Annotated in this window: 21 protein-coding genes; 10 read left to right on the forward strand and 11 right to left on the reverse strand. The window is 34.1% G+C overall.

Annotated elements, in window-relative coordinates; all coding sequences use genetic code 11:
* Positions 1-23 precede the first annotated feature (23 nt).
* Positions 24-440, forward strand: coding sequence for a hypothetical protein (locus K4L44_12325; GenBank protein QZE13368.1), 417 nt, complete (start codon positions 24-26; stop codon positions 438-440).
* Here K4L44_12325 and K4L44_12330 read toward each other — a convergent pair.
* Both K4L44_12330 and K4L44_12335 read right to left on the reverse strand, forming a co-directional pair.
* Complete coding sequence (locus tag K4L44_12330; protein QZE13369.1) at positions 437-2,089, reverse strand: AMP-binding protein; 1,653 nt, start codon at positions 2,087-2,089, stop codon at positions 437-439. The two genes, K4L44_12325 and K4L44_12330, sit on opposite strands and share 4 nt — an antisense overlap.
* Positions 2,090-2,101: 12 nt before the next feature.
* Positions 2,102-2,674, reverse strand: coding sequence for a cupin domain-containing protein (locus K4L44_12335; protein ID QZE13370.1), 573 nt, complete (start codon positions 2,672-2,674; stop codon positions 2,102-2,104).
* A 176-nt stretch (positions 2,675-2,850) separates the two neighbouring features.
* On the opposite strand from K4L44_12335, the gene dprA reads away from it, so the two are divergent.
* The 3 genes from dprA to K4L44_12350 all read left to right on the forward strand — a co-directional run bounded on the left by dprA (position 2,851) and on the right by K4L44_12350 (position 6,319).
* Positions 2,851-3,957, forward strand: a complete 1,107-nt coding sequence (gene dprA / locus K4L44_12340; GenBank protein ID QZE13371.1) for a DNA-processing protein DprA — start codon at positions 2,851-2,853, stop codon at positions 3,955-3,957.
* Positions 3,958-4,070: 113 nt separating this feature from the next.
* Positions 4,071-5,396: a DEAD/DEAH box helicase gene (locus K4L44_12345; GenBank protein QZE13372.1), complete on the forward strand. Its 1,326-nt coding sequence runs from the start codon at positions 4,071-4,073 to the stop codon at positions 5,394-5,396.
* A 38-nt stretch (positions 5,397-5,434) separates the two neighbouring features.
* Complete coding sequence (locus K4L44_12350) at positions 5,435-6,319, forward strand: cation diffusion facilitator family transporter (GenBank protein QZE13373.1); 885 nt, start codon at positions 5,435-5,437, stop codon at positions 6,317-6,319.
* On the opposite strand, the gene K4L44_12355 is transcribed toward K4L44_12350, so the two are convergent.
* A complete protein-coding gene (locus K4L44_12355) occupies positions 6,288-7,079 on the reverse strand; it encodes a UDP-2,3-diacylglucosamine diphosphatase (protein ID QZE13374.1) in 792 nt (263 codons plus the stop codon). The genes K4L44_12350 and K4L44_12355 overlap by 32 nt on opposite strands.
* Before the next feature lie 123 nt (positions 7,080-7,202).
* On the reverse strand, positions 7,203-8,396 hold the full coding sequence (locus K4L44_12360) for an AhpC/TSA family protein (protein ID QZE13375.1): 1,194 nt from the start codon (positions 8,394-8,396) through the stop codon (positions 7,203-7,205).
* Between the two features lie 547 nt (positions 8,397-8,943).
* Here K4L44_12360 and K4L44_12365 point away from each other — a divergent pair.
* Entirely contained in the window at positions 8,944-10,104 is a 1,161-nt protein-coding gene (locus K4L44_12365; GenBank protein QZE13376.1) for a 6-bladed beta-propeller, read from the forward strand.
* Between the two features lie 151 nt (positions 10,105-10,255).
* Here the strand turns inward: K4L44_12365 and K4L44_12370 are convergent, their stop codons facing one another.
* Entirely contained in the window at positions 10,256-11,788 is a 1,533-nt protein-coding gene (locus tag K4L44_12370) for a TolC family protein (protein QZE13377.1), read from the reverse strand.
* Positions 11,785-14,562: an efflux RND transporter permease subunit gene (locus K4L44_12375; protein ID QZE13378.1), complete on the reverse strand. Its 2,778-nt coding sequence runs from the start codon at positions 14,560-14,562 to the stop codon at positions 11,785-11,787. Before K4L44_12375 ends, K4L44_12370 begins: the two co-directional genes overlap by 4 nt.
* A gap of 1,068 nt (positions 14,563-15,630) precedes the next feature.
* On the opposite strand from K4L44_12375, the gene K4L44_12380 reads away from it, so the two are divergent.
* From K4L44_12380 to K4L44_12400, 5 genes are read left to right on the forward strand one after another with little or no spacing between them, the layout of a single operon-like run.
* Positions 15,631-15,828 carry a hypothetical protein gene (locus tag K4L44_12380; protein QZE13379.1) on the forward strand — a complete coding sequence of 66 codons (198 nt, stop codon included), beginning with the start codon at positions 15,631-15,633 and terminating at the stop codon, positions 15,826-15,828.
* Positions 15,822-16,703 carry a carboxypeptidase-like regulatory domain-containing protein gene (locus tag K4L44_12385; GenBank protein ID QZE13380.1) on the forward strand — a complete coding sequence of 294 codons (882 nt, stop codon included), beginning with the start codon at positions 15,822-15,824 and terminating at the stop codon, positions 16,701-16,703. The genes K4L44_12380 and K4L44_12385 overlap by 7 nt, the downstream gene beginning before the upstream one ends.
* Before the next feature lie 8 nt (positions 16,704-16,711).
* Entirely contained in the window at positions 16,712-17,203 is a 492-nt protein-coding gene (locus K4L44_12390) for a redoxin domain-containing protein (GenBank protein QZE13381.1), read from the forward strand.
* A complete protein-coding gene (locus K4L44_12395) occupies positions 17,190-19,388 on the forward strand; it encodes a peptidase domain-containing ABC transporter (protein QZE13382.1) in 2,199 nt (732 codons plus the stop codon). Before K4L44_12390 ends, K4L44_12395 begins: the two co-directional genes overlap by 14 nt.
* A gap of 53 nt (positions 19,389-19,441) precedes the next feature.
* Complete coding sequence (locus K4L44_12400; protein ID QZE13383.1) at positions 19,442-20,107, forward strand: hypothetical protein; 666 nt, start codon at positions 19,442-19,444, stop codon at positions 20,105-20,107.
* 2 nt (positions 20,108-20,109) lie between these two features.
* Here K4L44_12400 and K4L44_12405 read toward each other — a convergent pair whose 3' ends face one another.
* From K4L44_12405 to K4L44_12425, 5 genes are all read right to left on the reverse strand, one after another.
* Complete coding sequence (locus tag K4L44_12405) at positions 20,110-20,325, reverse strand: transposase (GenBank protein QZE13384.1); 216 nt, start codon at positions 20,323-20,325, stop codon at positions 20,110-20,112.
* Positions 20,326-20,358: 33 nt separating this feature from the next.
* Positions 20,359-20,901, reverse strand: a complete 543-nt coding sequence (locus tag K4L44_12410) for a transposase (GenBank protein ID QZE13385.1) — start codon at positions 20,899-20,901, stop codon at positions 20,359-20,361.
* 121 nt (positions 20,902-21,022) lie between these two features.
* A complete protein-coding gene (locus tag K4L44_12415; protein QZE13386.1) occupies positions 21,023-21,178 on the reverse strand; it encodes an IS3 family transposase in 156 nt (51 codons plus the stop codon).
* A gap of 92 nt (positions 21,179-21,270) precedes the next feature.
* Positions 21,271-21,939, reverse strand: a complete 669-nt coding sequence (locus tag K4L44_12420; protein ID QZE16004.1) for an IS3 family transposase — start codon at positions 21,937-21,939, stop codon at positions 21,271-21,273.
* Between the two features lie 294 nt (positions 21,940-22,233).
* Positions 22,234-23,133, reverse strand: coding sequence for a 6-bladed beta-propeller (locus K4L44_12425; protein QZE13387.1), 900 nt, complete (start codon positions 23,131-23,133; stop codon positions 22,234-22,236).
* Between the last annotated feature and the right edge of the window lie 213 nt (positions 23,134-23,346).

Genomic DNA, 23,346 nt, shown 5'->3' on the forward strand with positions numbered 1-23,346 from the left:
TAAGTATGGTTAAAAATAAGAAAATGAAACGAATAATCATATATTCAGTACTTATCTTTCTTTCTGCGTGTGTGGATGTAGTGAATGGGTCGAAAATTCCAAATGTACATTTTAGATATAGTGTAGACCTATATCAAGACCAATTCTTGCGTGCACCTGGTAATTATCGAATATATCCCAACATCGGATATAAGGGGTTAATTGTCTATAATCTTGATGGAAATATTTTCTATGCCTATGATTTGGCATGTACTTATAAGGACGGAATTCATGAGATATCAACAGGAACAAAAGGGTCAGAACCAATTATTGAATGTAAACATTGTGGATCTATATTTAACCTGATTAATGCAGGAGCCCCTGTGGAAGCCCCTGCAACTTATCCTTTGAAACAATATACATGTAGTAAAAGCAATATGAGTGTATGGATAACAAATTAAACAACTTCTACTCCTTGTTTTTTAAGCATGCAAAGACCAATATCCTTTAGTTTATATTTTTGAATTTTACCACTAGCAGTCATGGGATAAGTGTCTATGAAAAAGAGATATTTTGGAATCTTAAATCGTGCAATTTTGCCTCGGCAATATTCGTATATGTCTGCTTCTGAAAGAGATTCACCACTTTTGATTTTAATAAATGCACCAATAGACTCACCATATTTTTTACTCGGAATACCTACAACCTCTACACATTCTACAGCAGGATGTTGGTGGATAAAGTTCTCGATCTCTCTTGGGTATATATTTTCACCTCCACGAATGATCATATCTTTTATACGTCCTGTTATTTGTAGGTAGCCATTTTCGTCCATTCTTCCTAGATCCCCTGAATGCAACCAACCTTGCGAATCAATAGCTTTCGTAGTAGCTTCGTGATTCTTATAATACCCTTTCATCACATTGTATCCTTTACAACATACTTCTCCTTGTTTGTTGGCACAAAGTGATTCACCACTTTCAGGATCGATTATTTTTACCTCTACATTTGGTAGCGCTTTACCAACTGTCGTTGCTCGTATTTCAGGATCGTCATGAATCGTGGTAGCAGTCATCCCCGGAGAACTCTCTGTCAGACCATACACAATAATGATATTTTTCATGTGCATCTCTTTCATCACCTCTTTCATCACTTCTATTGGGCAAAGGGCTCCTGCCATAATTCCAGTTCTTAATGAACTAATATCAAATTGTGAGAACATTGGATGGTTCAGCTCAGCAATAAACATCGTTGGTACCCCATAGAGTGCTGTACATTTTTCCTTTTGAATAGATGCTAAGACAAGTATCGGGTCGAAATTTTCTGCCATTACCATGGTGCCTCCATGGGTAACGATAGCACAAAGAGCCAAGACACAACCAAAGCAGTGAAACATAGGGACACATGTTAATAGCTTTTCGTCTTCTGTAAATTGCATGCATTGCCCTACTGTATATCCATTATTTAGAATATTATAGTGTGATAGCATTACTCCTTTAGGAAAGCCTGTTGTTCCTGAAGTATATTGCATATTTACCGTATCGTGGGCAGAGAGTCCTTTTTGTACTTTTTTTAAGGTGTTGATGTCTTCCTGTTCTCCTAGAAGTAACAACTCTTGTGTATTATACATCCCTCTATATTTTTCAGGATTGATTAATACTACATTCTTCAGTTCAGGGAACTTCGTCGAATTTAGTCTACCTCTCGGATTGGTCTTCAGTTCAGGAACTAGATCATAGATCATAGAGATATAATCACTATCTCTATAAGAGTCTATAACAGCCAAAGTATGGAGATCTGAATTTTTAATTAGATACTCTAATTCATGAGATTTATAATTGGTGTTTATGGTGACCAATACTGCACCAATTTTTGCTGTAGCAAACATAAAGGTGATCCAATCAGGAACATTATTAGCCCAAATCCCAAGTTTATCCCCAGGTTTCATTCCTGTTTGTAACAGTCCAAGAGCTAGTTTATCTACTCTCTCATTAAACTCCTTATAGGTGAATCTTAAGTCTCGATCACTATAAACAAGAAACTCTTTACTTGGAAATCTCTCTACTTGTTCTTCTAAGACCTGACCTAATGTCTTCTCAAATAATTTCATGATACTGTAGGTTTAGAATGGAGAATAGATGTTGGCAATCACTTTTGCTCCAGACTCTTCTTCTGTATAAATCTGGTGTTCTACGATGGAGTCAAAATATATACTTTCCCCTTTATCAAGATGATAGTTCTGTTTTCCATATTCAATGTATACAGACCCCTCAATCACATATATAAACTCTTCTCCTTCATGAGATGATCTTTGGTAAGAGACATTTTTCCCCTTCTGAAGTTCAATGATAAAAGGCTCCATATGTCTACTAGATTTGTTGCTCGCAAGAGGTTTGTAAACGACCTTATCATTGTCATATTTTGCATCTCTTGAATGCATCTCATCTCCATTGGATTCTCCACCCTTACACAACACAGGTCCGACTTCTAGTTGGTCATCTAAGAAAGTGCCAACACGTACTCCTAATGCTCTTGATAGTCTAATTAGCGTTGAAATAGAAGGTGTGTGTAGATCTTTCTCTATACGATTTAATAACTCAATGTTGAGTTCACTTTGTTCGCAAAGTGTTTCACGAGACATCTCAAGTGAATTACGTAATGTAATTATTCTTTGCCCTATCGTGTTTTTTCTCATTACCTCTAGTTTATATTTTGTTATAATAATATAAAATTAAAATAATTAACGGTAAAAAACTTATGATATATTGATAAATAAACCGATGTGCTTTCATATTATTTGTGTGTTTTGATACAAACATTTTGACTCTCACGAGGTTATATTATATACTAATTAAATATAATATACGAGATATGGATTGTCGTATTTACCCTATTATCCTATCGATTGTACCCAAGATAACGGCAGCAGAGATCGATAGACTTGTTGAATTCTGTGGGGATATCCCTTCTATCTTTTCTGAAAGGAGAGAGGTTTTATACAAACTGGATGGAGTAAGAAAAGCAACAGTAGACTTTATGCATTCAAAAGATATAACTTCTAAAGCAGAAGAGGAATTAAAAAGGATGGATTATTATGGTATTCAATATGTGTTTTATTTAGATGATACTTTTCCTTTTAAATTGCTTCAAATCCCAGATGCTCCATTGATTCTTTTTTATAAAGGGAACCTGCCAAAGTTATCTTCTCATACTGTCTCGATTATAGGAACACGAAAGGCAACAAATTATGGAGTCCATTGGGTCGACCGTTTTGTGAAAAGCCTTAGTCTTGCTTACGATAACATAGAGATTGTAAGTGGTTTGGCTTATGGTATCGATCAACGAGCACATCAATGTTCTGTATCGTTTGACATTCCTACTTTTGGTATATTAGGGCATGGTTTGCATACTATATATCCTGCATCCAATGCAAGTTTGGCTGCAAAAATAATTGATTCAGGAGGAGGAATTATTTCGGAGTTTCCTACATTTCACTCTATTCGTCCACAGAACTTTATTCAACGAAATAGAATTATTGCTGGTTTGAGTGATGCGGTGGTAGTGGTAGAATCCAAAGTGAAAGGTGGTGCTATTCATACAGCCAATATGGCTTTTTCTTATTCACGAGAGGTATTTGCTCTTCCTGGTAGTTACCTTCACGACACCTCCGAGGGTTGTCATCAATTAATAAAAAGACAGGTTGCCTCTCTTATCGATTCAGCAGACGATATTGAACGTGTAATGGATTGGCCAAAGAGTAGAGAAGTGGAGTCAATATCTCAGAATATATTTGAAGCAACATTAGACTCTTTTGCAAAGAAAGTCTTACAGATGATTCAAGATCAAGATAAAATATCCATTGATGAGATGGGAACAAAGTTAAATATTCCTATTGCGAAATTATCTCCTATACTAACCCAGCTGGAGTTTATGAACCTTATTGAGGTCTTGCCAGGAAAGTATTATCGTTCTATTTAACACGAACTTTCGTATTTCTATAAAAAGTAAGTTATTTTTGTGTCAGATTTTCTTATTTATTAAATAAGAGAGAACTGTCTAAGTTGAGTTAGTTATAAATAAACAGAATATAGATGAAATCATTCCAAGAACTTGGAGTAAGCAAATCGATACTTAAAACGTTGGGTGAGATTGGGTTTGAAGAGCCTACACCCATTCAGGAAAAAGCCATCCCTGCAATTAAAAGTGGAAAGGATGTTTTGGGAATTGCACAAACAGGAACAGGTAAGACTGCAGCTTACTTAATGCCTATTTTTGGGAAACTAGTAAAAGCAGAAGGTGTAGATCCTCGTGTTGTTATTTTGGTGCCAACTAGAGAACTATCTATGCAGGTAGGAGAGGACATTGAGGAGTTATTAACTTATTCGAATCTTCGCTATGCTTCCGTTTATGGAGGTGTAGGGTGGACCAAACATGCTGAGCTAATCGAACCAGGAATTGATATCTTGGTTGCCACTCCAGGAAGATTATGGGATCTATATAGAGCCGGTGCAGTGTCATTTAAAAAAGTAAAAACTTTAGTAATTGATGAAGCAGATAGAATGTTAGATATGGGGTTTATGCCTCAAATTCGTAACTTTCTTGAGGTATTGCCTGTAAAGAGACAGAATCTTCTTTTCTCGGCTACTTTTCCAACAAAAGTAGAGGAAATGAGCTATGAGTTCTTGGATTTCCCTACTCGAATAGAAGTCGCTCCTAGTGCAACTCCTGCCGAAAAGGTCTCCCAATACTACTATCCTGTTCAGAATTATAGATCTAAGTTGAACCTTATTTCGAACCTTCTAAAAGATGAAGATACATTTAAACGTGTGATCGTCTTTTGTGGAACCAAAGGTGTTGCCGAAGGGGTATATAAGGTTATTAAACGAAAATCAGAAGGAGAAGTGCGAGTTCTTCACTCTAACAAAGGACAATCGACACGTATTAATGCCATCAATGCATTTAAAGAGGGGGAAGTACGTATTCTAATCTCTACTGATGTCTCTGCACGTGGAATTGACGTCTCTGAAGTGTCTCATGTGATTAATTTTGAGATGCCTAATGAATATGAGGATTATGTTCATCGTATTGGTCGTACTGCTAGAGCCAACATGCATGGGGTTGCTATCAGTTTTATCGGTGAAGATGAGTTGTTCCATAAAGAGAATATTGAAGAGTTGATGCGTGTGACGATCGAAGAGCTTCCTATTCCTGAGGATGTCGAGATTATTCCTCTTTCGAAAAAGGAGAAGTTAGCACAATTGAGGGAGATCGATCTTCAAAAGAAAAAATCAGATCCTAATTTTAAGGGAGCTTTTCATGAAAAGAAGAAGCGAACTCCTCGTAAGCATCCAACTTCTTTTAATCCTAAAAGTTCTAAACTTCGCGGGGGAAGAAAAAAAGGAGCTCCCAAGAATTAAGTTTTCATTTATGTAGAATATATAGGAAGATAGATTTTATGGAGTATAATAAAGAACGGACTGTTTCACTTGCCGGTTTTATCTCAATAATTGGCAATATTATTCTTTTTGCTGTCAAATATTGGGCAGGTATTGTTTCTGGTTCCATTGCCATCATTGCGGATGCTTGGCATACGCTTTCTGACTCCATAAGTTCTATCTTTGTAATTCTTGGAGCAAAGGTAGCAGCCAAACCTGCAGATGAAGAACATCCTTTTGGTCATGGTCGTTTTGAACATATCACCTCGATCATTATTGGAATGATGCTTGCTGCCATCGGTTTTGAGTTTATTATTGAGTCGATAAAGAAACTAAGCGATGGAGGAACTACTGAATATGGTATGGTTGCAAAAGTCGTTACAGTAGTCTCTATTCTCGGAAAGGAGCTTATGGCTCAAATGTCTTTCTTCCTTGGGAAGAAAGTGAATTCAAGAGTATTGAAAGCGGATGGTTGGCACCATCGAAGTGATGCACTGACCTCCATCATCATCCTTGTAGGGATCTTTTTCTCTGGATACTTTTGGTGGATTGATGGAGTATTAGGAATCCTTGTTGCTCTGATGATATTCTATACAAGTTATTCAATCATAAAAGAGGAGACGAATGCTTTATTGGGAGAAGTCCCTGACAAAGCAGTCGTTGCCAGAATCAAAACGATTGCTGCTGAAGAAACCAAAAGAGAGGTTTTTATGCACCATTTTCATATCCATCAGTATGGTGATCATACAGAGATAACATGTCATATTAAACTTCCCGCAAACTCAAGTCTCTTTTACACACATAAGGTATGTAATAAAATAGAGAGACGTGTCTTGTCTGAATTAAATATGGAGATGACCATCCATCCAGAACCTATGGAAGAGAAAGAGTATGATTGGTTGTAGTATCCTCCATCGGATATTTTCTTAGGGAGATATTTTCCCCATCAAATACTGCATAAGAGAACGTTTGAATCCACTCTCCCAGAATAATCAACCTCGCTCCTTTGGGCAATTGGTGATCTATAAAGACATGTCTATGACCAAAAATTAGATAGTCTACTTTCTCGACACTCTCAAAGGAAATAGCAAATCTTAATTGCTCTTCTTTATTCATATTCGCTTCAAAATATTCGCTCTCATCTGGGTGAGATAAACGGCTATGCTTAGACCACCTATTCGCGATAGAGAATGCAATATCTGGATGAATCCAAGAGAAGAGTCGTTGTGCGACTTTACTTTTAAATACTTTGTTGAGTAGTAGATAACCTGTGTCATCTGGGTTCAATCCATCCCCATGACCCACAAATATTTTTTTCCCATTACGAACAAACATCTTTGGTTTATAGTAAACCTTAAGACCAATCTCTTTTTGAAGATAATCGAATGCCCATACATCATGATTACCCGTAAAAAAATGAATTTCCACTCCTTGGTCAATCATATGACATAGCTGTCCGAAGAAACGAACAAAACCTTTAGGCACTACATATTTATATTCATACCAAAAGTCAAAAATATCTCCAACAAGGAATAGTTCTTTTGCGCTTGGTTCGATCTCTTTTAACCATTTTACAAGATGCAACTCTCTTTCTCTATTATTATCAAGAGCCGATGCGCCAAGATGCAGGTCGGAAATGAAATATATTTTGTCTCTAACTACCACTAGGATTCTATTTAATGTATGATATTACTCCTGTTCATAAACATCAACTGGATAATAATAGTTCTAAAAAAAACAACCCACCCAATGACTTATTGGATGGGTTATTATCTTACAAAGGTTTTATTATTTAAGTACTTTAGAAAGCACTTTATTAACTTCTGGTCCAATAAGATTTTTAGCTAAAATATTTCCTTTAGGATCAAGCAAATAGTTTGTTGGAATCATCTGTACGTTATAGTTAACTACTGCCTGGTTACTGCCTTGCATATCTCCAACATTAATCCATGTTAGACGATCTTGTTTGATGGCTTTTTCCCAAGATGATTTATTGGTATCTACACTCACTTGATATATCTCAAATCCTTTTTTATGGAAGATCTGATAGTTCTCCTTAAGAATCTCATTTTGGATTCTAGAGCCTTGATCGGTAGACGCCCAAAAATGAACCAAAACATATTTGCCACGAAGACTAGAAAGATTCACGACCTTTCCCTTTACATTTGGAAGTTTGATATCTGGACTATTTACAGCGTACTGTTTCAACATATTATGCATCTTTACATTTCGCTCTTTATTGATAAGGCGTAGTGTATTTTGATGCAATGTTTTGACATGCTTAGAGTCAGGATAGATTGCAGCCAATGCCGAAGCAGCAGTCTTCATGGTTTGAAGATCCTGCACTACATAATTGTTGTAATCAAACTTTTGGTAAAGTGCGATAATAGAGGCCATAGAGAAAGGATGCTCTTTTACAAATTTGGTAGAGAAATCCGTTTGCTCTTTCATGACTTTTTGGAAAGACTTTTCTATTCTATTTAGCTCTTGTATGTTTTTTGATCCATTCAATACGTTTCGATACTCTTTCTGAAGCTGCTTAATCTCTTTCTGTGTATCCATCATATGAAGGTTTAACACGCGAACCTCTTCAGATGCTTCTGATCCTTTAACAGAATAGTCTGTTGCAAGATCTTTGTAGGAACCATCAATTTCGACTGTTTGAAGTGAGTCTCCAACAACAGTTACAAAATTTGAGGGCGAAAGTTTTACAAGAAAAAATGTAGGGTATGATACATCACATCCAAATTCGAAAGCGCCGTCTCCATCTATTTTAGTAGAATCAATAGCTTCTTCTCCATCGGTATGTAGTTTATAGAGGTATACTTTTTTCCCTTTGCCTTCAAGTATCGTTCCTTTAATTTTAAGATTAGATTCTTTCTGACAAGCGACAAACGTAGCCAAGATAAGTGTGAAAAATAGAAATCGCTTCATCGTCATTGTGTATATGTGCTTTAATGATTGGTTGATCTTTTGTTTCATATGCAAACAAAAATAAAAAAACTTTGATGACTAAGTTGCCTAACTTGATTTTTATTCGATTCTTATTACATGACATTTCTTTCATCAGAGTGTTGTTAAATATAGTATGTTTAAAGCAATTTTATACGTAAAAAATGACATGTTGTGAAAAAATATTATTTTAGTTCTATCCGTTATCGGTTTTTTGTAGTAAGAAAAGTCCTTCTATTTTTTTGATTCAAATCTCATTTGTCGGATTCTATTTTTGCCGATTATTTACAATTCAGTGAATGATCTTTTGGCATATTTATTCGGACTAACTCAAAATGATATAAGTATAATATCACCCATTTTATAGGCTTCATTAAAGTGTTATATACTATTCCGATATGCTGTTTAAATGACCCTTTTGATCTTTCTATCTCCACCTAATTAGAGTGAATATTTAAATCTAGGATTTACGTTTTGTAGAATATCGAATTTAACTCAAAAAGGGTTGTGATATTTGATAGCTTTCTTGTTAAAATATGTTTACATTTAGAAATAACTAACAATAAACAAGACTATAATGAATACAACTTATGCAAGAAATTCTATCGGCATAATTCTAATGCTCTTTTTCTTTGTGGCCTGCAACGAGGGTTCGAATACAAAATTGAGTATTAAAGATGGGGCGTTTTTACTCGATAACGGACAGATAGACTTAAAAGAAAAAATAGTAGATATCAACGATCTCAACTTTGATATTACCCGAGTGGTTCCTTTAGAAACGAATGAGGAATGTTTGGTCGGGAGTTTTTCTGATTTTTTAATAGAGGATGGAAATATCTTTATTGCAGATGATAGAAAAACGAAATCTGTACTACAATTTTCTAGTGATGGAAAGTTTAAAAATAAAATACATCGAGTAGGAAAGGGGGATGGGGAGTATCTCTATATATCGAACTTTTTCAAGTTAAATGATGGTGCAGGCTATGCCATACAAGATATTAGATTACGAAAATTATTACTCTTCTCTAAAGATCTTGAGTTTCAAAAAGTAGTTCCATTTCCTTATTCTTTTGAGCAGATACAACCTTTAGGAGATAGCTATATCGCAGTGAATAGAAAAAGTGACAGCTATTATCTCTCTAAATTGGACAGCCACTTTAATATCGTGGACACCCTTTTTAAGAGGCCGAATTATGTGAAGAAATTCGAATTTGGATTATCAGATCATATGAAGTATAATGCCAAAACAGAAGAGATTCTTTTTCATCCCCAACTTTTTAATGGTCTTTATAAGTTCAATGGCAAAGAGATGAAACTTTCTTATGGAATAAAAAATAAAAATTTATTTCCAGATAAGTCTTTCTATGTGCAGCATAAAGATGGGGATTTCAATGCTTCAATGATGGATTTAACTTCAAATAAGAAGATCACATTCATGATAGCTCAAGAGACAAAGACGAAGGTGATGCTTCGATATCGAATCGCTAGAGAAAGTTATATATCCATATTCGATAAAAAGACAAAAAAAACTATTTCATTTCCAATTAACAAAGAGAATCCTATGTCCCTGTTAATTGCGAACACCCTTTATATAAACAAGAAGGGGGAACTTGTTTGTCTTATAAGGGCTTTCCATGGACTCAACTGTCCTGAAATCAAAAATAAACTAACCCAAAATGTTGGTGAGGAAGACAATCCAATAATCGTCTTCATCCATTTAGATAGTTTGACTTTGTAATTTATTGACGTGTTTTAATATCTCGTTGTTCTATGTTTCGCTTTTTTCGAAATGAAAGGATATTCAAAAACTCATAGATATTTGAGATCGTATCGAACCATATCATATTAAAGGATTCACCCAATCTTGAATTGGGTGAATCCTTCAGTGATCAGTATCTTTTGATCAATTCATCAAAGTCTACCTCCAACTTCTGTTGTTGCTTAAAGTCATACATTGTGTTGAGTCTTACAGTGTAATAACTCTTCCAAAAATTAAATTTTGATTGAATGACACTTACCAAAGCACTGGACCTTTTCATTTGTGCATTATTTAGCTGCATCACTTCGACACTTCCATTCATGAATCTTTGGGATATCAGTTTATAGCTATCTTCTGATATCTGTTGTGAACGTTCAGAAGCCTTTACTTTGTCGTATTGGATATTAAATTCAAGGACATTCGTTAGTATCATCTGCTCAAAATCGATTATCGATTGCTCCACCTTGATTCTATTCACCTCTTGTTGAGATTTCGCCTTCTGAACTTCTCCTCGACGTCTTCCCCAATCTAGAATAGGAATGGTTAGGGTTAGCTGTACACTTTGATAATCATCAAAGGATGGTTTATATACATTCGGTATCGTTCCATTATTAGGTTCTTGTTTTTTATAGTCATACATTCCATCTGTTTTATTTATACCATACGACAGTCCCAGGTTGGCTTGAAAACTTGCATTTGCTTTCGTCCTTGCTACATTTGCTTTATCTTGTAAAAGAGTAAGCTCATTCTCTAACATCTGTACATTAGATGCCTTGGCAAGGTCTAATGCTTCGCGTTCATCAATTTGTATTGAGTAGACGCTTGGAAGTATAATCTTGATCTCTTTAGTTGTGGGTAGACGTAAAAAAGACATCAATTTTTCTCTAGATTTACGTTCTGCTATTTCGCACTCTTTGAGTTTAATAGATTGATTATTTGATTCTAGTTCTAGCTGTAATAATTGGTCCTTTTCATAAGTTCCTAATTTAAAGCGCTCTCTAGCAATATGTACCATTTTTTCTGTTTGCCCAATATTGTATTGCGCAATTTTAAGATTCTCCATTGCCAATGCGTAAGAGAAAAAATAGGTACATGTGGTGATATATAGCTGTTGCAAACCATAAAGATACTGTCTCTTGGCCTTCTCATATCTTTTAGGTTCTAATATGCGACTCCACTTTAATTCATTGTATCCAAACATCTTTTGATTATACCCAATGGTGAAAGGACGGGATGCATATTGGGTATACGCTTCATCTCCAAAGTTTTGATTACGATCTAAATTGCTAGAGATAAACAACGATCCTCCGGTGAGTCCAACATTTTGCCTTATACTAGCCGAGATATTTGAATTAAGATTTTGTGTATGTACATAATCGTCTGTTTTCGTAACGGAGTTATACCTAAGATTATTAGAATTCTGATAAGAAAGCAACCTGGAGTTGAGGGACAACTCAGGCAAGAAATTTGCCTTATACGACTTGTACTGCCAGTAATTTGAAAGAAAATTATTTTTATTGATAAATTGACTCAAAGAACTACTCTCCGCCAAACGACATGCACCATCTAAAGTCAATGTAAGTTCTGACGTTTGCCCAAATAGAAGGGCTGGTATCAGTGTTGCTAAAGATAAAATAAGGGTTTTAATTTTTCTGTTTTTCATATGATTGTAGGTTTAGAATTTCTGTACAGAAAATAGTAACATAAGGGAACAAAATAGAGGCTTACAAAAGTTCCTAAGGTCATTCCTCCTATGATAACTAGAGCCAAAGGACGTTGAAGGATACTCCCCATGTCATTCCCAACAAGAAAAGGAATAAGTGCTAAAATAGTCGTGATACTAGTCATCAGTATCGGTTTCAGTCTACGATGACCTGCCACCTCAATGGCTTCCATTACACCCTTTCCCTGTTTTCTTAATTGGTTGATGGTATCGATCTTTAGAATGGAGTCATTAATGATAATACCACACATCACAACGATTCCAATCATGGCCATTAAGTTTATCGAATCTCCTCCAAGCCATAAGAGAAAAAGAGCTCCTGCAATATCCATCGGAACCTCTAGAAGAACAATAAGGGGCTGGGTAAAACTTTCAAACTGTGCAGCCAAGATAAAATATAGAAGAGACAGTGCGATCAACAACACCACTACCAACTCATGAATCATCCCTTCTGCTTTTATGATGCTCCCACCAAAAGTACAATTCATCTGCTTTTTTGCATGAACTTTCTGCTCTATCTCTTTAGAAAATGGCACGATCTTGTTTTTCCCTATGGATTTGAAGACAATAGGGAAAACAAGTCCATCTCTACTTCCATAGTAGGTTTTAAAGTTCTTTGTATGTTTAATTCTCAGAAAGGTAGATACCAGAATTTCCACCTGATTCTTATTAATTATTGTAACCTTTTTTAGTATTTGCTCCATGGAGCGTCTATTTTCTCCGACTACAATAGGGATAAATGATGCCCCTTTTAAAAGATCTACTTGGTTGCTCTTTAAGGATCCTTTTAATCTCTTTTGTAATTGGTACTCATCTATGTGATATAAGGCTAAGAGCTCTGGGATCAAAGATATTTCTACATAAGGTTCGCTTGCAAAAGGAGAGATGTTCGCAAATGGATATTGTTGGTTTAAATAACCCACAAATTGATTCAGACTATCCACATGGGTCCCTATCTGATTGCTGTTACTCTCTAAGTACACGATAAAGGGAGCCTCTTGCCCTTCAAACATCTGAGTAAAACCAGATGGTGGAATCGAGACTGAAAAGCTCGCATTCGTATTGTTCTTACTAAAATACTCGCTGATCTTTTTCTCTATGCTGTTTTTGTCTCTCCCTTCTTTTAATTGTAGGTAGATAGCACACTCGTTTTCGGAGAGCTCTAGATCATTGTGGTGAAAAAACTGTTGTACCCCTACATAACAATCGGAATGGTTCACTTCCGACTTAATATAATGGATAAACTCTTGAACACGTCGCCTGTTCTCCTCAATATTAATTTGGTTATTCCAATCCACCTTTACAACGACCTCGTTCTCATTTAATACAGGAAAACGCTCTTTGGGCAATACTCTTGTTAGTAAGAGTGCCACTCCGATAAGAAGGAGGAAGGAGACAAACATGGCACTACGATGTTTAAAAACCCAATGCCATCCCTGTTCATATAGATCCGTTGTAGAAAATATCTTAGGATGAGACCTTTTCTTAAGCTTACTCTTTTTAGCCTTTTTCCTCCATATCAGTAGATATAAGGTTGGAATCAATGTAATGGATACAAGCAGTGAAGCACTCAAGCCTATGGTTACTGCCATTGCTTGATCGTAGAAAAGAGCCCCGGATATTCCACTTAGATAGACCAAAGGAAGAAATACTGCACAGGTCGTCAATACCGAAGCGATAAGTGGTCGTATCACTTCATGGGTTCCTTTGGAAACACCCTCCATCAAACTTTCCCCCATCGAAATTCTTTGGGAGATATTATCAATCACAATAATTGAGTTATCGATCATCATCCCTACACCCAATATCAAACCAGAAAGAGAGATGATATTAATGGAAATTCCCAGAAGGTAGAAGAGGAGCAGAGAGATGACTAAGGATATCGGTACACTGACTCCAATCAACCAGGGAGATCTTCTGTCTCTTAGAAATAAAAACATGACTAGAAATGCCAACAATGCTCCCCACCATAAGCTTTGGAAGAGGTTACTCATCGCATATCTTAAGATTCCTGTTTGATCTCTTACCTTTTGAATCTCAATGAATGGATATCTTTCAGAAAAGTATTCAAGAACCTCGTCTATCTTTTCTGACATATCTTCCATCCTAGCATCTGCCTGTTTTACGATAGCCATAGAGATCCCATCTTTCCCATTGGTCATAAAGAGTCCACTTTTATCTTTTTCACACATCTCAACCTTTGCAATATCTTTTAGTTGGATGAGGTGATCATGAATATTAAAGTAGATATTCTTAATATCCTCCACTTGATTTAAACCATTGGATAGGATGATATTATATTGATATTGACCATCCTTCACCTTAATAGAGCCAAATCCTCTATTATGACTGTTAATGGTACGTCCAATTTCATCCACGGAGATATGGAGAGTACTCAGTTTCTCTAGATCTGGTGTGATGGAGATTTGTGAGAAAACTCTACCTGAAATATCAACCATGGCAACCTCTTCCAACTGCTCAATACGTTTGCGGATGATATTTGTGACGAGGTCACTCAGCTCTAGGAGTTCAATCTTTTGTTTGGTTTTATCCTTTATAGAGACGTCCAAGTAGAAAACAGGAAGATCTGTCGACGATGCTTTCATGATGGCTGGACGGTTAAACTCTTTCGGCATGTTTTGCATGATCTTATCGATCTTCTCATTCACATCGATGAAAGCATAATTAATATCCCTTCCGTAGGAGAATCGCAATTCAATGGTTGCTATGCCATCTCTTTAGATTAAAATTTCAAATCAGAAGAAGACTTTGTCAATTGATTACGAGATGCACATAACCGAATAATTACGTTAAAGCTATTAATTCTTTTCCCCCCGGAAATACTTTTTTCAAGATATTAAATCTGCTTGTATCCACTATTATGATACAATGGCGTAGAAAGGGTAAAATCATAAGTTTTTGAAAGGGTGATTAAAACGTATAAATCAATTATCTTATAAATTAAAGCAATAGCAAATGTTAATATATGTTAAATTACGAAAAAATAAATATTATATAGTTATTATTATACAATAAAAATAAAATTATGGTAAAATATCTTGACTTGTATTTCAAACTTAATACTTGGTTTGTATTAGCATTAATTAGCTGCATTTATTGCATCTCATTAATAATAGAATTGCATTTTATTTTTACAGATCAATTCTATTTCTCTTCATTAAGCAAAATATATTCCAATGAGTATATAGATAATATCATTATTGGTGAAAGAGAGTCAGAGTGGGTTAATTTCTTATTTATACCCTTTGTAATTTTTATACCCTCAGTACTTATTGCATTTATATTGAATTTGGTGGTCTTACTCAATAATATTGATTTGAGCTTTGTCAGGGTTCTTAGTGTTACAATAAAAGCCAACATCGTGTTTGCTATAAATTATTTAATATCTACTGTGTTAAAGACATTTAATGTTATTACCAAAGACATTTGGGATATTAATAATAATTACGACTATCAGTCACTATTGGTATTTTTTAAAGATTCAAATGTACCTCAATATCTAAAATATCCGCTGCAATTAGTTAATATATCAGAACTTATTTTTATACTATTTTTAAGTTTTGGTTTTTCACATATTAGAAGGGTAAGTTATAGGAACGGAGTCTCTTTTGTCTTTCCTACCTACCTTATATTATTAGTTATATGGGCAATTTTTACTTTGTTTATAGAGCGAGTTGTCACAAATTAAGGAAATTAAAAAGTCGTAATTGTCCGGTGACTTTATTAGACGGACATATATTATAATTATTCAAATTTAAGTTATGAAAGAACTATTATTATTAAATGAAATGGAAGAATCATTATTATTAAATGAAATGGAAGAAACCAATGGTGGTAAATTTTGGGGTAAAACACGTGGTGAACACCCTTGTGATGAAACTGGCCATAAACTTACTTGGGAAAGGCAATATATTTTTTGGATTGGTGTATCAATAGATTATAATTACGTAGCATGTTAATTGATTTAGCCAGCATTTATGCTGGCTATATTTTCTTATTTATGAAGAATGTATTATTTATTATAGTATCAATATTGATATCGTTCAATGCTCTGTCACAGATTAAAGGGATTGTTGTCGATTTACATACAAATGCACCTATAAATATTACTGCAGTATCAGTTCAAGGAAAAGCGATTGGGACATATACAAATCGCTTAGGATTTTTTAATCTGACTAATGTTGAAGCAACCGACTCAATAATATTTAAGCATCTTGTTTATGGCAAAAAGGTAATTAGTTGTACAAATGTGAAAGATACTATCCGTTTAAAACCAAGAATTATTAATTTAAATGAAATTTCGATTCACTCTTTTAAATATTATGAAAATAAAACTAAGATTAAATATAAAAATCCTTGCGCTTCCTTTTCAGGTTTTTCTGGTTTGGAGGTTTCAAGGTTAATCAATACAAATACGGATGATGAATTTATAAAAAAAATAAAGGTATTTGTTCGGAAACCTCAATTAATTGATTCGACGTATGTAAGATTTCATTTATATCTAAATAATAAAGGGAAGCCAGGTAAAGAAATTTTATTGAGTAATGGATTGTTTCTTTTTAACAAGTCAAATAACCATTTATCAATTGATATTGAATCAGATAATATTGTAATGCCTATGAAAGGTATATTTGTTGGAATTGAATGGATTAATCACGTAATTAATAATAACCTACAATTGACACCTAGACTGTTGCTGTCAACAAACAAACGTCTAAATCAAAACACATATTATCGATTCTGGGATGAACCATGGAAAGGTCTCAACTCTTTACTTCAATTAGAAAGAGTCAACGCTATTATCCAATTAACAACAGTTGGTAGAAAAAAATAAAGTTTTATATGAAAAAAAGTTTAGCTGTTCTAGTTTTAACTTTGATAACTATATTATTGGTTTTCATGATTTATTATATAATACAAAACCCATATGCGAAAGAAAAAAGCATTACACAGCTCCCTGAGTTTGACTTAGTAGATTGCGATGGAAATCTTTATAGTAAGGGGGATTTTTGTAACAGTAAGATTATGGTATTTTACAATACGGAATGTGATTACTGTCTTGATGAGATACATAGTCTTGTTACTAATATAGAAGAATTAAAGGGTTATGATGTAATATTTATAACTACAAAAAATAGTGATCATAGCTTGATGTTATCCAATAGTTACATTCACCCTAGGATATTTTTTTTATATGATAATAATGAAGTATTAAAGAATAAACTAGGTGCAGTCAATAATCCAACCATTTTTATTTTTGCGACATCCAATAAATTAGATAAGAGATATAACGGAGCACTACCTATTAGTACATTGTTAGATGAGATCAATTGAACGAAAAAGAATAAAGAAAACGTTTGTAAAACAATTATATCAGTCAGATTGTGGTGTGGCATGTTTACAATCGATATTACGATATCATAATATTAAGAATGTTTCTTATCAAGATATAAGAACTCTTAGTGGAACAGACCGACAAGGAACATCATTATTAGGATTGTATGAAGCTTCAAAGGATTTTGGGCTTGAGGCAAAGGGATTAAGAAGTTCTATTGATAAGTTAAAAGAATCAACAGATTTAGCCATACTTCATATAAGAAAGGATAGAGTTATGGAACATTATGTTGTTTTCTTTGGAATGCATAAAGGGAAATTTTTGATTGGAGATCCAGCTGTTGGAGTTAAATGTGTTAATGATTATGAATTAGAAAAAGTTTGGATGAGTAAAAAATGTCTTAGGTTAACTAGGACTGTTTCTCGAGAAAATAGTTCAAATTCAAATTCGCCTCAGAAAAGTTTAGTAATTAATTTAGTCAAGCAGGACTTAAATAAAATTATTAGTAGCGCAGTCATTGGCATTGTTGTGGCTATACTATCAATTATTACGGCTTTAATTACACAAAAGCTTATAGATAATATACTTCCTTCAAAGAGGACAGGAGAACTTTTAGTTATAGGTCTTTTATTCTTATTTATTTTGTGTTTCAGAAGCTTTCTTTCGTATCTAAGAGCTTCTATTTTAGCAGAACAGACTAAAACATTCAATTTAAGAATTATTTCATCATTCTTTAAGTCCTTGATAGAATTGCCTAAAATTGTTTTTGATACAAGAGCGATAGGTGATATGGTGGTACGGTTAAATGACACTGTTAGAATACAGAATTTCATTACAAATGTTATTGGCAATTCACTTATTGATTTAATGATGTTATTAACATCACTAGCTTTTGTATTATACCATTCTTCTGAGCTTTTTGTCGTATCTACTATTATATTTTGTATTTTCTTTATTGTAATTTTATCCTTAACAAAGAAAGTACTTAATAAACAAAAGGCTATTATGTCATCATTTTCGCAAGTTGAAACAAACTATATTGATTCTATACAAGGAATAGTCGAAATAAAGATGTCAAATCAAGAAGAAGAGTTCAGTAGAATAAATAAAAATACAATTGCACACAATCAGGACAAGGTATATGACTTAAATAAATTTAAGGCCAAACTGAATGTAATTAACGGCATCGTAACGGCTCTGTATTTATCAATAGTATTGATGTTTGGTGCAAATAAAGTACTTAGTGATGAAATGCAATTAGGTGTATTTATGGCTATTTTCGGGTTGTGCTCAGCAGCGATACCTTTTGTCATAAATCTGGCAATGATAATTGTTCCTTTAAATGAGGCAGTTTCTGCATTTAATAGGATTTATGAATTAACAAATGTAAGAGCTGAAAATAGAAGTGGAGAAAATGTTACTGAATTTGAGAGTTTAGAGGTAGAAAATTTGTCATTTAATTACCCTGGAAGAAAAAGGCTATTAAATAATATTTCGTTTTGTGTAAGAAAAAATGAGTTAATTTCTATTGTTGGAGAAAATGGGAGTGGGAAAAGCACGATCACTCAATTGATTTGTCGATTCTATAATCCCAAAGAAGGAAGGATTACCATAAATAATAAGACTGATATTAATTCGTTAGAGCTATCACAATGGAGGAATACAATTGGAGTTATATCACAAGACATCCATCTCTTTAATGGTACAATTATAGAAAATATTGCAATGAGCACAAGTCCAGAAGCTATTAACAGTACTATTGAAAGGCTAAAGGAGATTGAACTAATTGACCTGTTTAATCAATTTAGTGATAATATTTGGACTGTAGTAGGTGAAGTTGGAAGCAATATTTCGGGAGGACAGAGACAGTTAATAGGAATAGCAAGGGCATTAACGAAAAAGTCAAAGTTAATTATACTAGATGAAGCAACTTCTGCAATGGATGTTGAAACGGAAACAAAAATTATTAATATTATAAATACATTGAAAGCATCTGTTGCATTTATTTTTATTTCCCACAAGGTACATATATTAAAGAATATTTCTGATAGACTCTATTTAATTGATGATGGAGCTATAAATCATTGGGGAAATCATCAAGAATTAATGTCAACTAAAAATTTTTATAGCACATTCTGGAATAAATATTTTGATTCAGGGTTTGTTCATGAATTGCAGAAATGATAAAAGGTCGACTATTCATATTATATTTGGATTGCTAAAAACAGATATAAATTATGAATAACGACCTTTCAAGTGCCGAAATTAGAAGATTCTATGAGAAATTACAAGTTAAATTAGTAGATAATCGGAGTCATGTAGGACGTAATCACGAATTGGCATTTGTGATTACGCTGTTTATTATCTCTATTCTGACAAGTTATGATCATCTTAGCATAAATAAGATTCATCGTAATATGGTACATCATTACGAAAACTTATGTATCTGTTTACATAAAGATGTTGATCGTTGTATAAGTCGAGTTCGGTTGACAAGAGTTCTGTCTGGGGTTGATTATGAGCCCTTTTTAACAATTTGTAATGTGGTATACTCTTCGACAGAATGGATATCTATTGACGGTAAAAAACTTCGAGGAAGCATCGATTCTAAAAATAACGAAAAGAGAGGGTTAAGCATTGTTTATTCTATTGGGCACAACACAAGTATACAACAGTTGTTAGGTTTTTATGATGGGACAAAAGAGAGTGAAAAGAACATTGTTTATGATCATATTCTTAAGTTGCCAAATAAGGCAAGGATAACACTAGATGCAATGCACAATTCAGAAAATCTGTTGTCTAATATTCATCAAAATAGTCGATTCTATTTGACTCAAATCAAGTCCAATCAGAAGAAATTAAAGGATGACTTAGCACGGCTCTTTCCAAACTTTGGTGGGTAATCCTAAAAAGAGCGATAATGTTTGTTGACTTTTCTAAAATCTAATTTACCTGTGATCAAGTATATCATCGTAATGAAATTCTCTGTTTTTTTGAACCCACGTGCTCTTCTTTTTGCGGATTGGACAATAGAATTAAGGCCTTCTAAAATTCCATTATTAAGTTTAGTATCCATCCACTTAACGATTCCATCCCAATGATTTTTTATTGTTTTAGCCACCTTCTTAATGGGTTCTAATCTTGAGTGTGTCGCCTAATAATACCATTGTTTCAATAAACATTCAAACTCTTCAATCGTATTAGCATAGGAATAAATATCTTGGAAACTTTCTCTTATGCGTAATGCTCTAAAACTTTTTAAGTTACTATGAGATATCTTTAGATCATTAAAAGACTCCTCTTGCTTTTTTGTGTAATTCTCTTTATTCCTTAAAAACAAATAGCGGTGACCTTTTAAACACTCTTCTTCCTTACATTCAGTGCGTCGAACACTATCCACTGCTTCATTGATAAGTTTCATAATATGAAATTTATCAAATGTAATGGATGCTTTAGGTAGATGCTTTTGTACCCCGCTAATAAAGGAGGGTGACATATCACAACTAACTTGTTTGATACAATCTGATTCTATTGGCATGTCCTCTTCTTTCTTATGAGGGATAATCTCACAAAATGATGCAATCGTGTCAGACCCTTTTCCTTCCGAGACATGTACAGTTCTTCGTTCCTTTAAATCGACAAATAGTGTTACGTAATTATGGCCCTTTTTACATGAAGTCTCGTCAATACCAACCACTTCTAGGTCAGAAAAATCTTCAGTAGACCTAGATTTATCAACATATTTAGTCAGTAATGTCCATAATTTATCATCATAGATACCTGTAAGCTTTGGATATGCAACTTTTTACTGGACAAAGTTAAGCTACACATTGATTATATAATTCCATAAATTCCAATGGCGATCTGTAGCCCAATTTTGAGTGTATTCTTTTCTTGTTATACCAAACTTCTATAAAATGAAATATTTCTGTTTTTGCCTGAAATATAGAACGATAGTGTCTATGATCAATCATTTCATATTTTGATTATCTTAAAGAAATTTTCAGCTATTGCATTATCCCAGCATTTGCCTTTTCTTCTCATACTTTGAATTACATTTGCCTTTCTAAATTCTTTTTTTTAATTCTTCAGCTACATATCGCACCCCTTGATCAGAGTGAAATAGTCTTTCGGACTTAGGTTTACGATTGCGTTTGGCCATTTCCCAAGCCTTCATTACAGTGTTTTCTGCCGTCATATCCTCAGACATTGACCACCCTACAATAGAGTGGTCAAAGAGATCCATTATTGCAGTAAGATATAGCCAACCGTGCTCTGTAGGAACATATGTAAGATCAGATACCCAAACTTTGCAAGGCTCGTTAGTCTTGAATTCTCTGTTAAGATGATTTAGTGCAACTCGTTTGCCATGATCTGATCTAGTCGTTTGAGGTTTGTAACTTTTACAAATACAACTTTTTATACCATTTCGTTTCATAATCCGAGCAACACGATTTCTTGAAGTAGAGACACCATTTTGATTAAGAACTGCTGTAATCTTATGGCTACCGTAACGACATTTCGATTCATTATACTCTTTCAACACGAGCCTTGTATCCTTCTCCCATGCTATTTTTCTTTGGGATGGTATATCTTTTTTCCATTCATAATAAGCTGAGCTACTTATGTCTAGTGTTTTACACATACTCTCGACAGAAAACATCGTACTATTATCTGACACAAACTCATAGGTTAACTGTCGCTCTTGGAGAATATGTTGATGGCTTTTTTTAATATATCTCGTTCCATACGAACTTGCTTCAGCTCTTTTTCAAGTTGCGAGATTCTTGCTTCTTCGTCTGTCTGAACTGGATTACCATTACCCTGAAATGAGTTTTTTTCATATGTATGAAACTCATGAACTCAACGTCGTACCATATGAGCATCGATATCGTTCTCTTCAGCAACTGAACGAGCATCTCTTCCACTATCAACAAGATTAACAATCATCATCTTGAACTCTCTTTCGTAACTCTTTCTTTTTCGTATTCCCATAATACAAATTTATTATTTTTCTGTAATAAGGGGCTTAACCTGATATCCGTACAAATATACCACATCCATATGTATAATCTAGTTTTTCTGCGTTTACACGAAAGTGTTCATAGAAATCACAATCTTGTTTATATTGAGAAAGTCCCTTCCCTAAAAAATCAAAGTAGTATTTGGCTTCTATGGTATGCTGTTTTATAGAATATATTGTGTCAGAATAGCTTTTCACATACATGAGTTCTTCTTGGCAATAATAAAAGGGGTTATCTCCAAAAGATTTTCTATATACTTCTTCTGGGGTTATACGAAATGCCCTTTGAGATATCTCTCCTTTTACATCTCCAATAAAAAGTCTAGAGGATGCAATTCCATCTTTATCTTCACGCCAAGTGGCTTCATTATTATAGAATAGATTCCCATCATGGTTCCATGCAAAATAGTCAAAAACAAAGGGTATCTTATTTATACCTAATGGCTTGCCTGTCATGTCGTATATGTGAATACGCCCCTTGGCCCTATCATAGATATAGAGTCTGTCATTTTTGATATCTAGATTGCAAGCGGTTATCTCTAGATATTCATTTGGCTCTTTGCCAAACTGGTTTATCTTCCCAAGATATCTACCTGTATTATCAAAGAGAAAGACTGTATTCTCCTTGTCAGAATCAATGCATATAATGTACTTGTCAGAAACAATCACCTTATCTAATTCCCCGATGAGTGAGGCTTGGGTCGTTTCTAACCTAATATATTTTACGGAGTCGATCTCTTTGTTAATATCCAAAGGTTTGTTCATATCTCCTTTTGATAGATCACAAACAATTTGTGTTGGTTGAGTGTCTTGAACTTTTAGTTCAGGGATGTTGGACCTTTTACATCCATTAAGCAGTAGAAATGCCGAGATCGATAGGACTAGGAAAAGGTCTCTTCTATTCATATTATATCAAAGTAAAGATTAAGGTTAGAATCATTACTATGGTATTATCATAATCATGAACAACCTACGGTTAATTTTTATATTGGTTTATCTTTTCTTATCGGTATCGTAAGAGATATATGAGTAGAGTCATGAAACTTTTGTCCAAATATCCCGTAAGGTGCTTGTTTAATACTTAGTTAAGCTTGTGTAAATATATGTAAATAAAAGTGA

This window comes from Prolixibacteraceae bacterium, assembly GCA_019720755.1.
GTDB lineage: Bacteria > Bacteroidota > Bacteroidia > Bacteroidales > Prolixibacteraceae > Halosquirtibacter > Halosquirtibacter laminarini.

Bases quoted from the DNA above. Each gene is read 5' to 3' on its own strand.
- K4L44_12325 (QZE13368.1), top strand. From the start codon at position 24: ATGAAACGAATAATCATATATTCAGTACTTATCTTTCTTTCTGCGTGT.
- K4L44_12330 (QZE13369.1), bottom strand. From the start codon at position 2,089: ATGAAATTATTTGAGAAGACATTAGGTCAGGTCTTAGAAGAACAAGTA.
- K4L44_12335 (QZE13370.1), bottom strand. From the start codon at position 2,674: ATGAGAAAAAACACGATAGGGCAAAGAATAATTACATTACGTAATTCA.
- dprA (QZE13371.1), top strand. From the start codon at position 2,851: ATGGATTGTCGTATTTACCCTATTATCCTATCGATTGTACCCAAGATA.
- K4L44_12345 (QZE13372.1), top strand. From the start codon at position 4,071: ATGAAATCATTCCAAGAACTTGGAGTAAGCAAATCGATACTTAAAACG.
- K4L44_12350 (QZE13373.1), top strand. From the start codon at position 5,435: ATGGAGTATAATAAAGAACGGACTGTTTCACTTGCCGGTTTTATCTCA.
- K4L44_12360 (QZE13375.1), bottom strand. From the start codon at position 8,396: ATGAAACAAAAGATCAACCAATCATTAAAGCACATATACACAATGACG.
- K4L44_12365 (QZE13376.1), top strand. From the start codon at position 8,944: ATGAATACAACTTATGCAAGAAATTCTATCGGCATAATTCTAATGCTC.
- K4L44_12370 (QZE13377.1), bottom strand. From the start codon at position 11,788: ATGAAAAACAGAAAAATTAAAACCCTTATTTTATCTTTAGCAACACTG.
- K4L44_12380 (QZE13379.1), top strand. From the start codon at position 15,631: ATGAAAGAACTATTATTATTAAATGAAATGGAAGAATCATTATTATTA.
- K4L44_12385 (QZE13380.1), top strand. From the start codon at position 15,822: ATGTTAATTGATTTAGCCAGCATTTATGCTGGCTATATTTTCTTATTT.
- K4L44_12390 (QZE13381.1), top strand. From the start codon at position 16,712: ATGAAAAAAAGTTTAGCTGTTCTAGTTTTAACTTTGATAACTATATTA.
- K4L44_12395 (QZE13382.1), top strand. From the start codon at position 17,190: ATGAGATCAATTGAACGAAAAAGAATAAAGAAAACGTTTGTAAAACAA.
- K4L44_12400 (QZE13383.1), top strand. From the start codon at position 19,442: ATGAATAACGACCTTTCAAGTGCCGAAATTAGAAGATTCTATGAGAAA.
- K4L44_12415 (QZE13386.1), bottom strand. From the start codon at position 21,178: ATGATTGATCATAGACACTATCGTTCTATATTTCAGGCAAAAACAGAA.
- K4L44_12425 (QZE13387.1), bottom strand. From the start codon at position 23,133: ATGAATAGAAGAGACCTTTTCCTAGTCCTATCGATCTCGGCATTTCTA.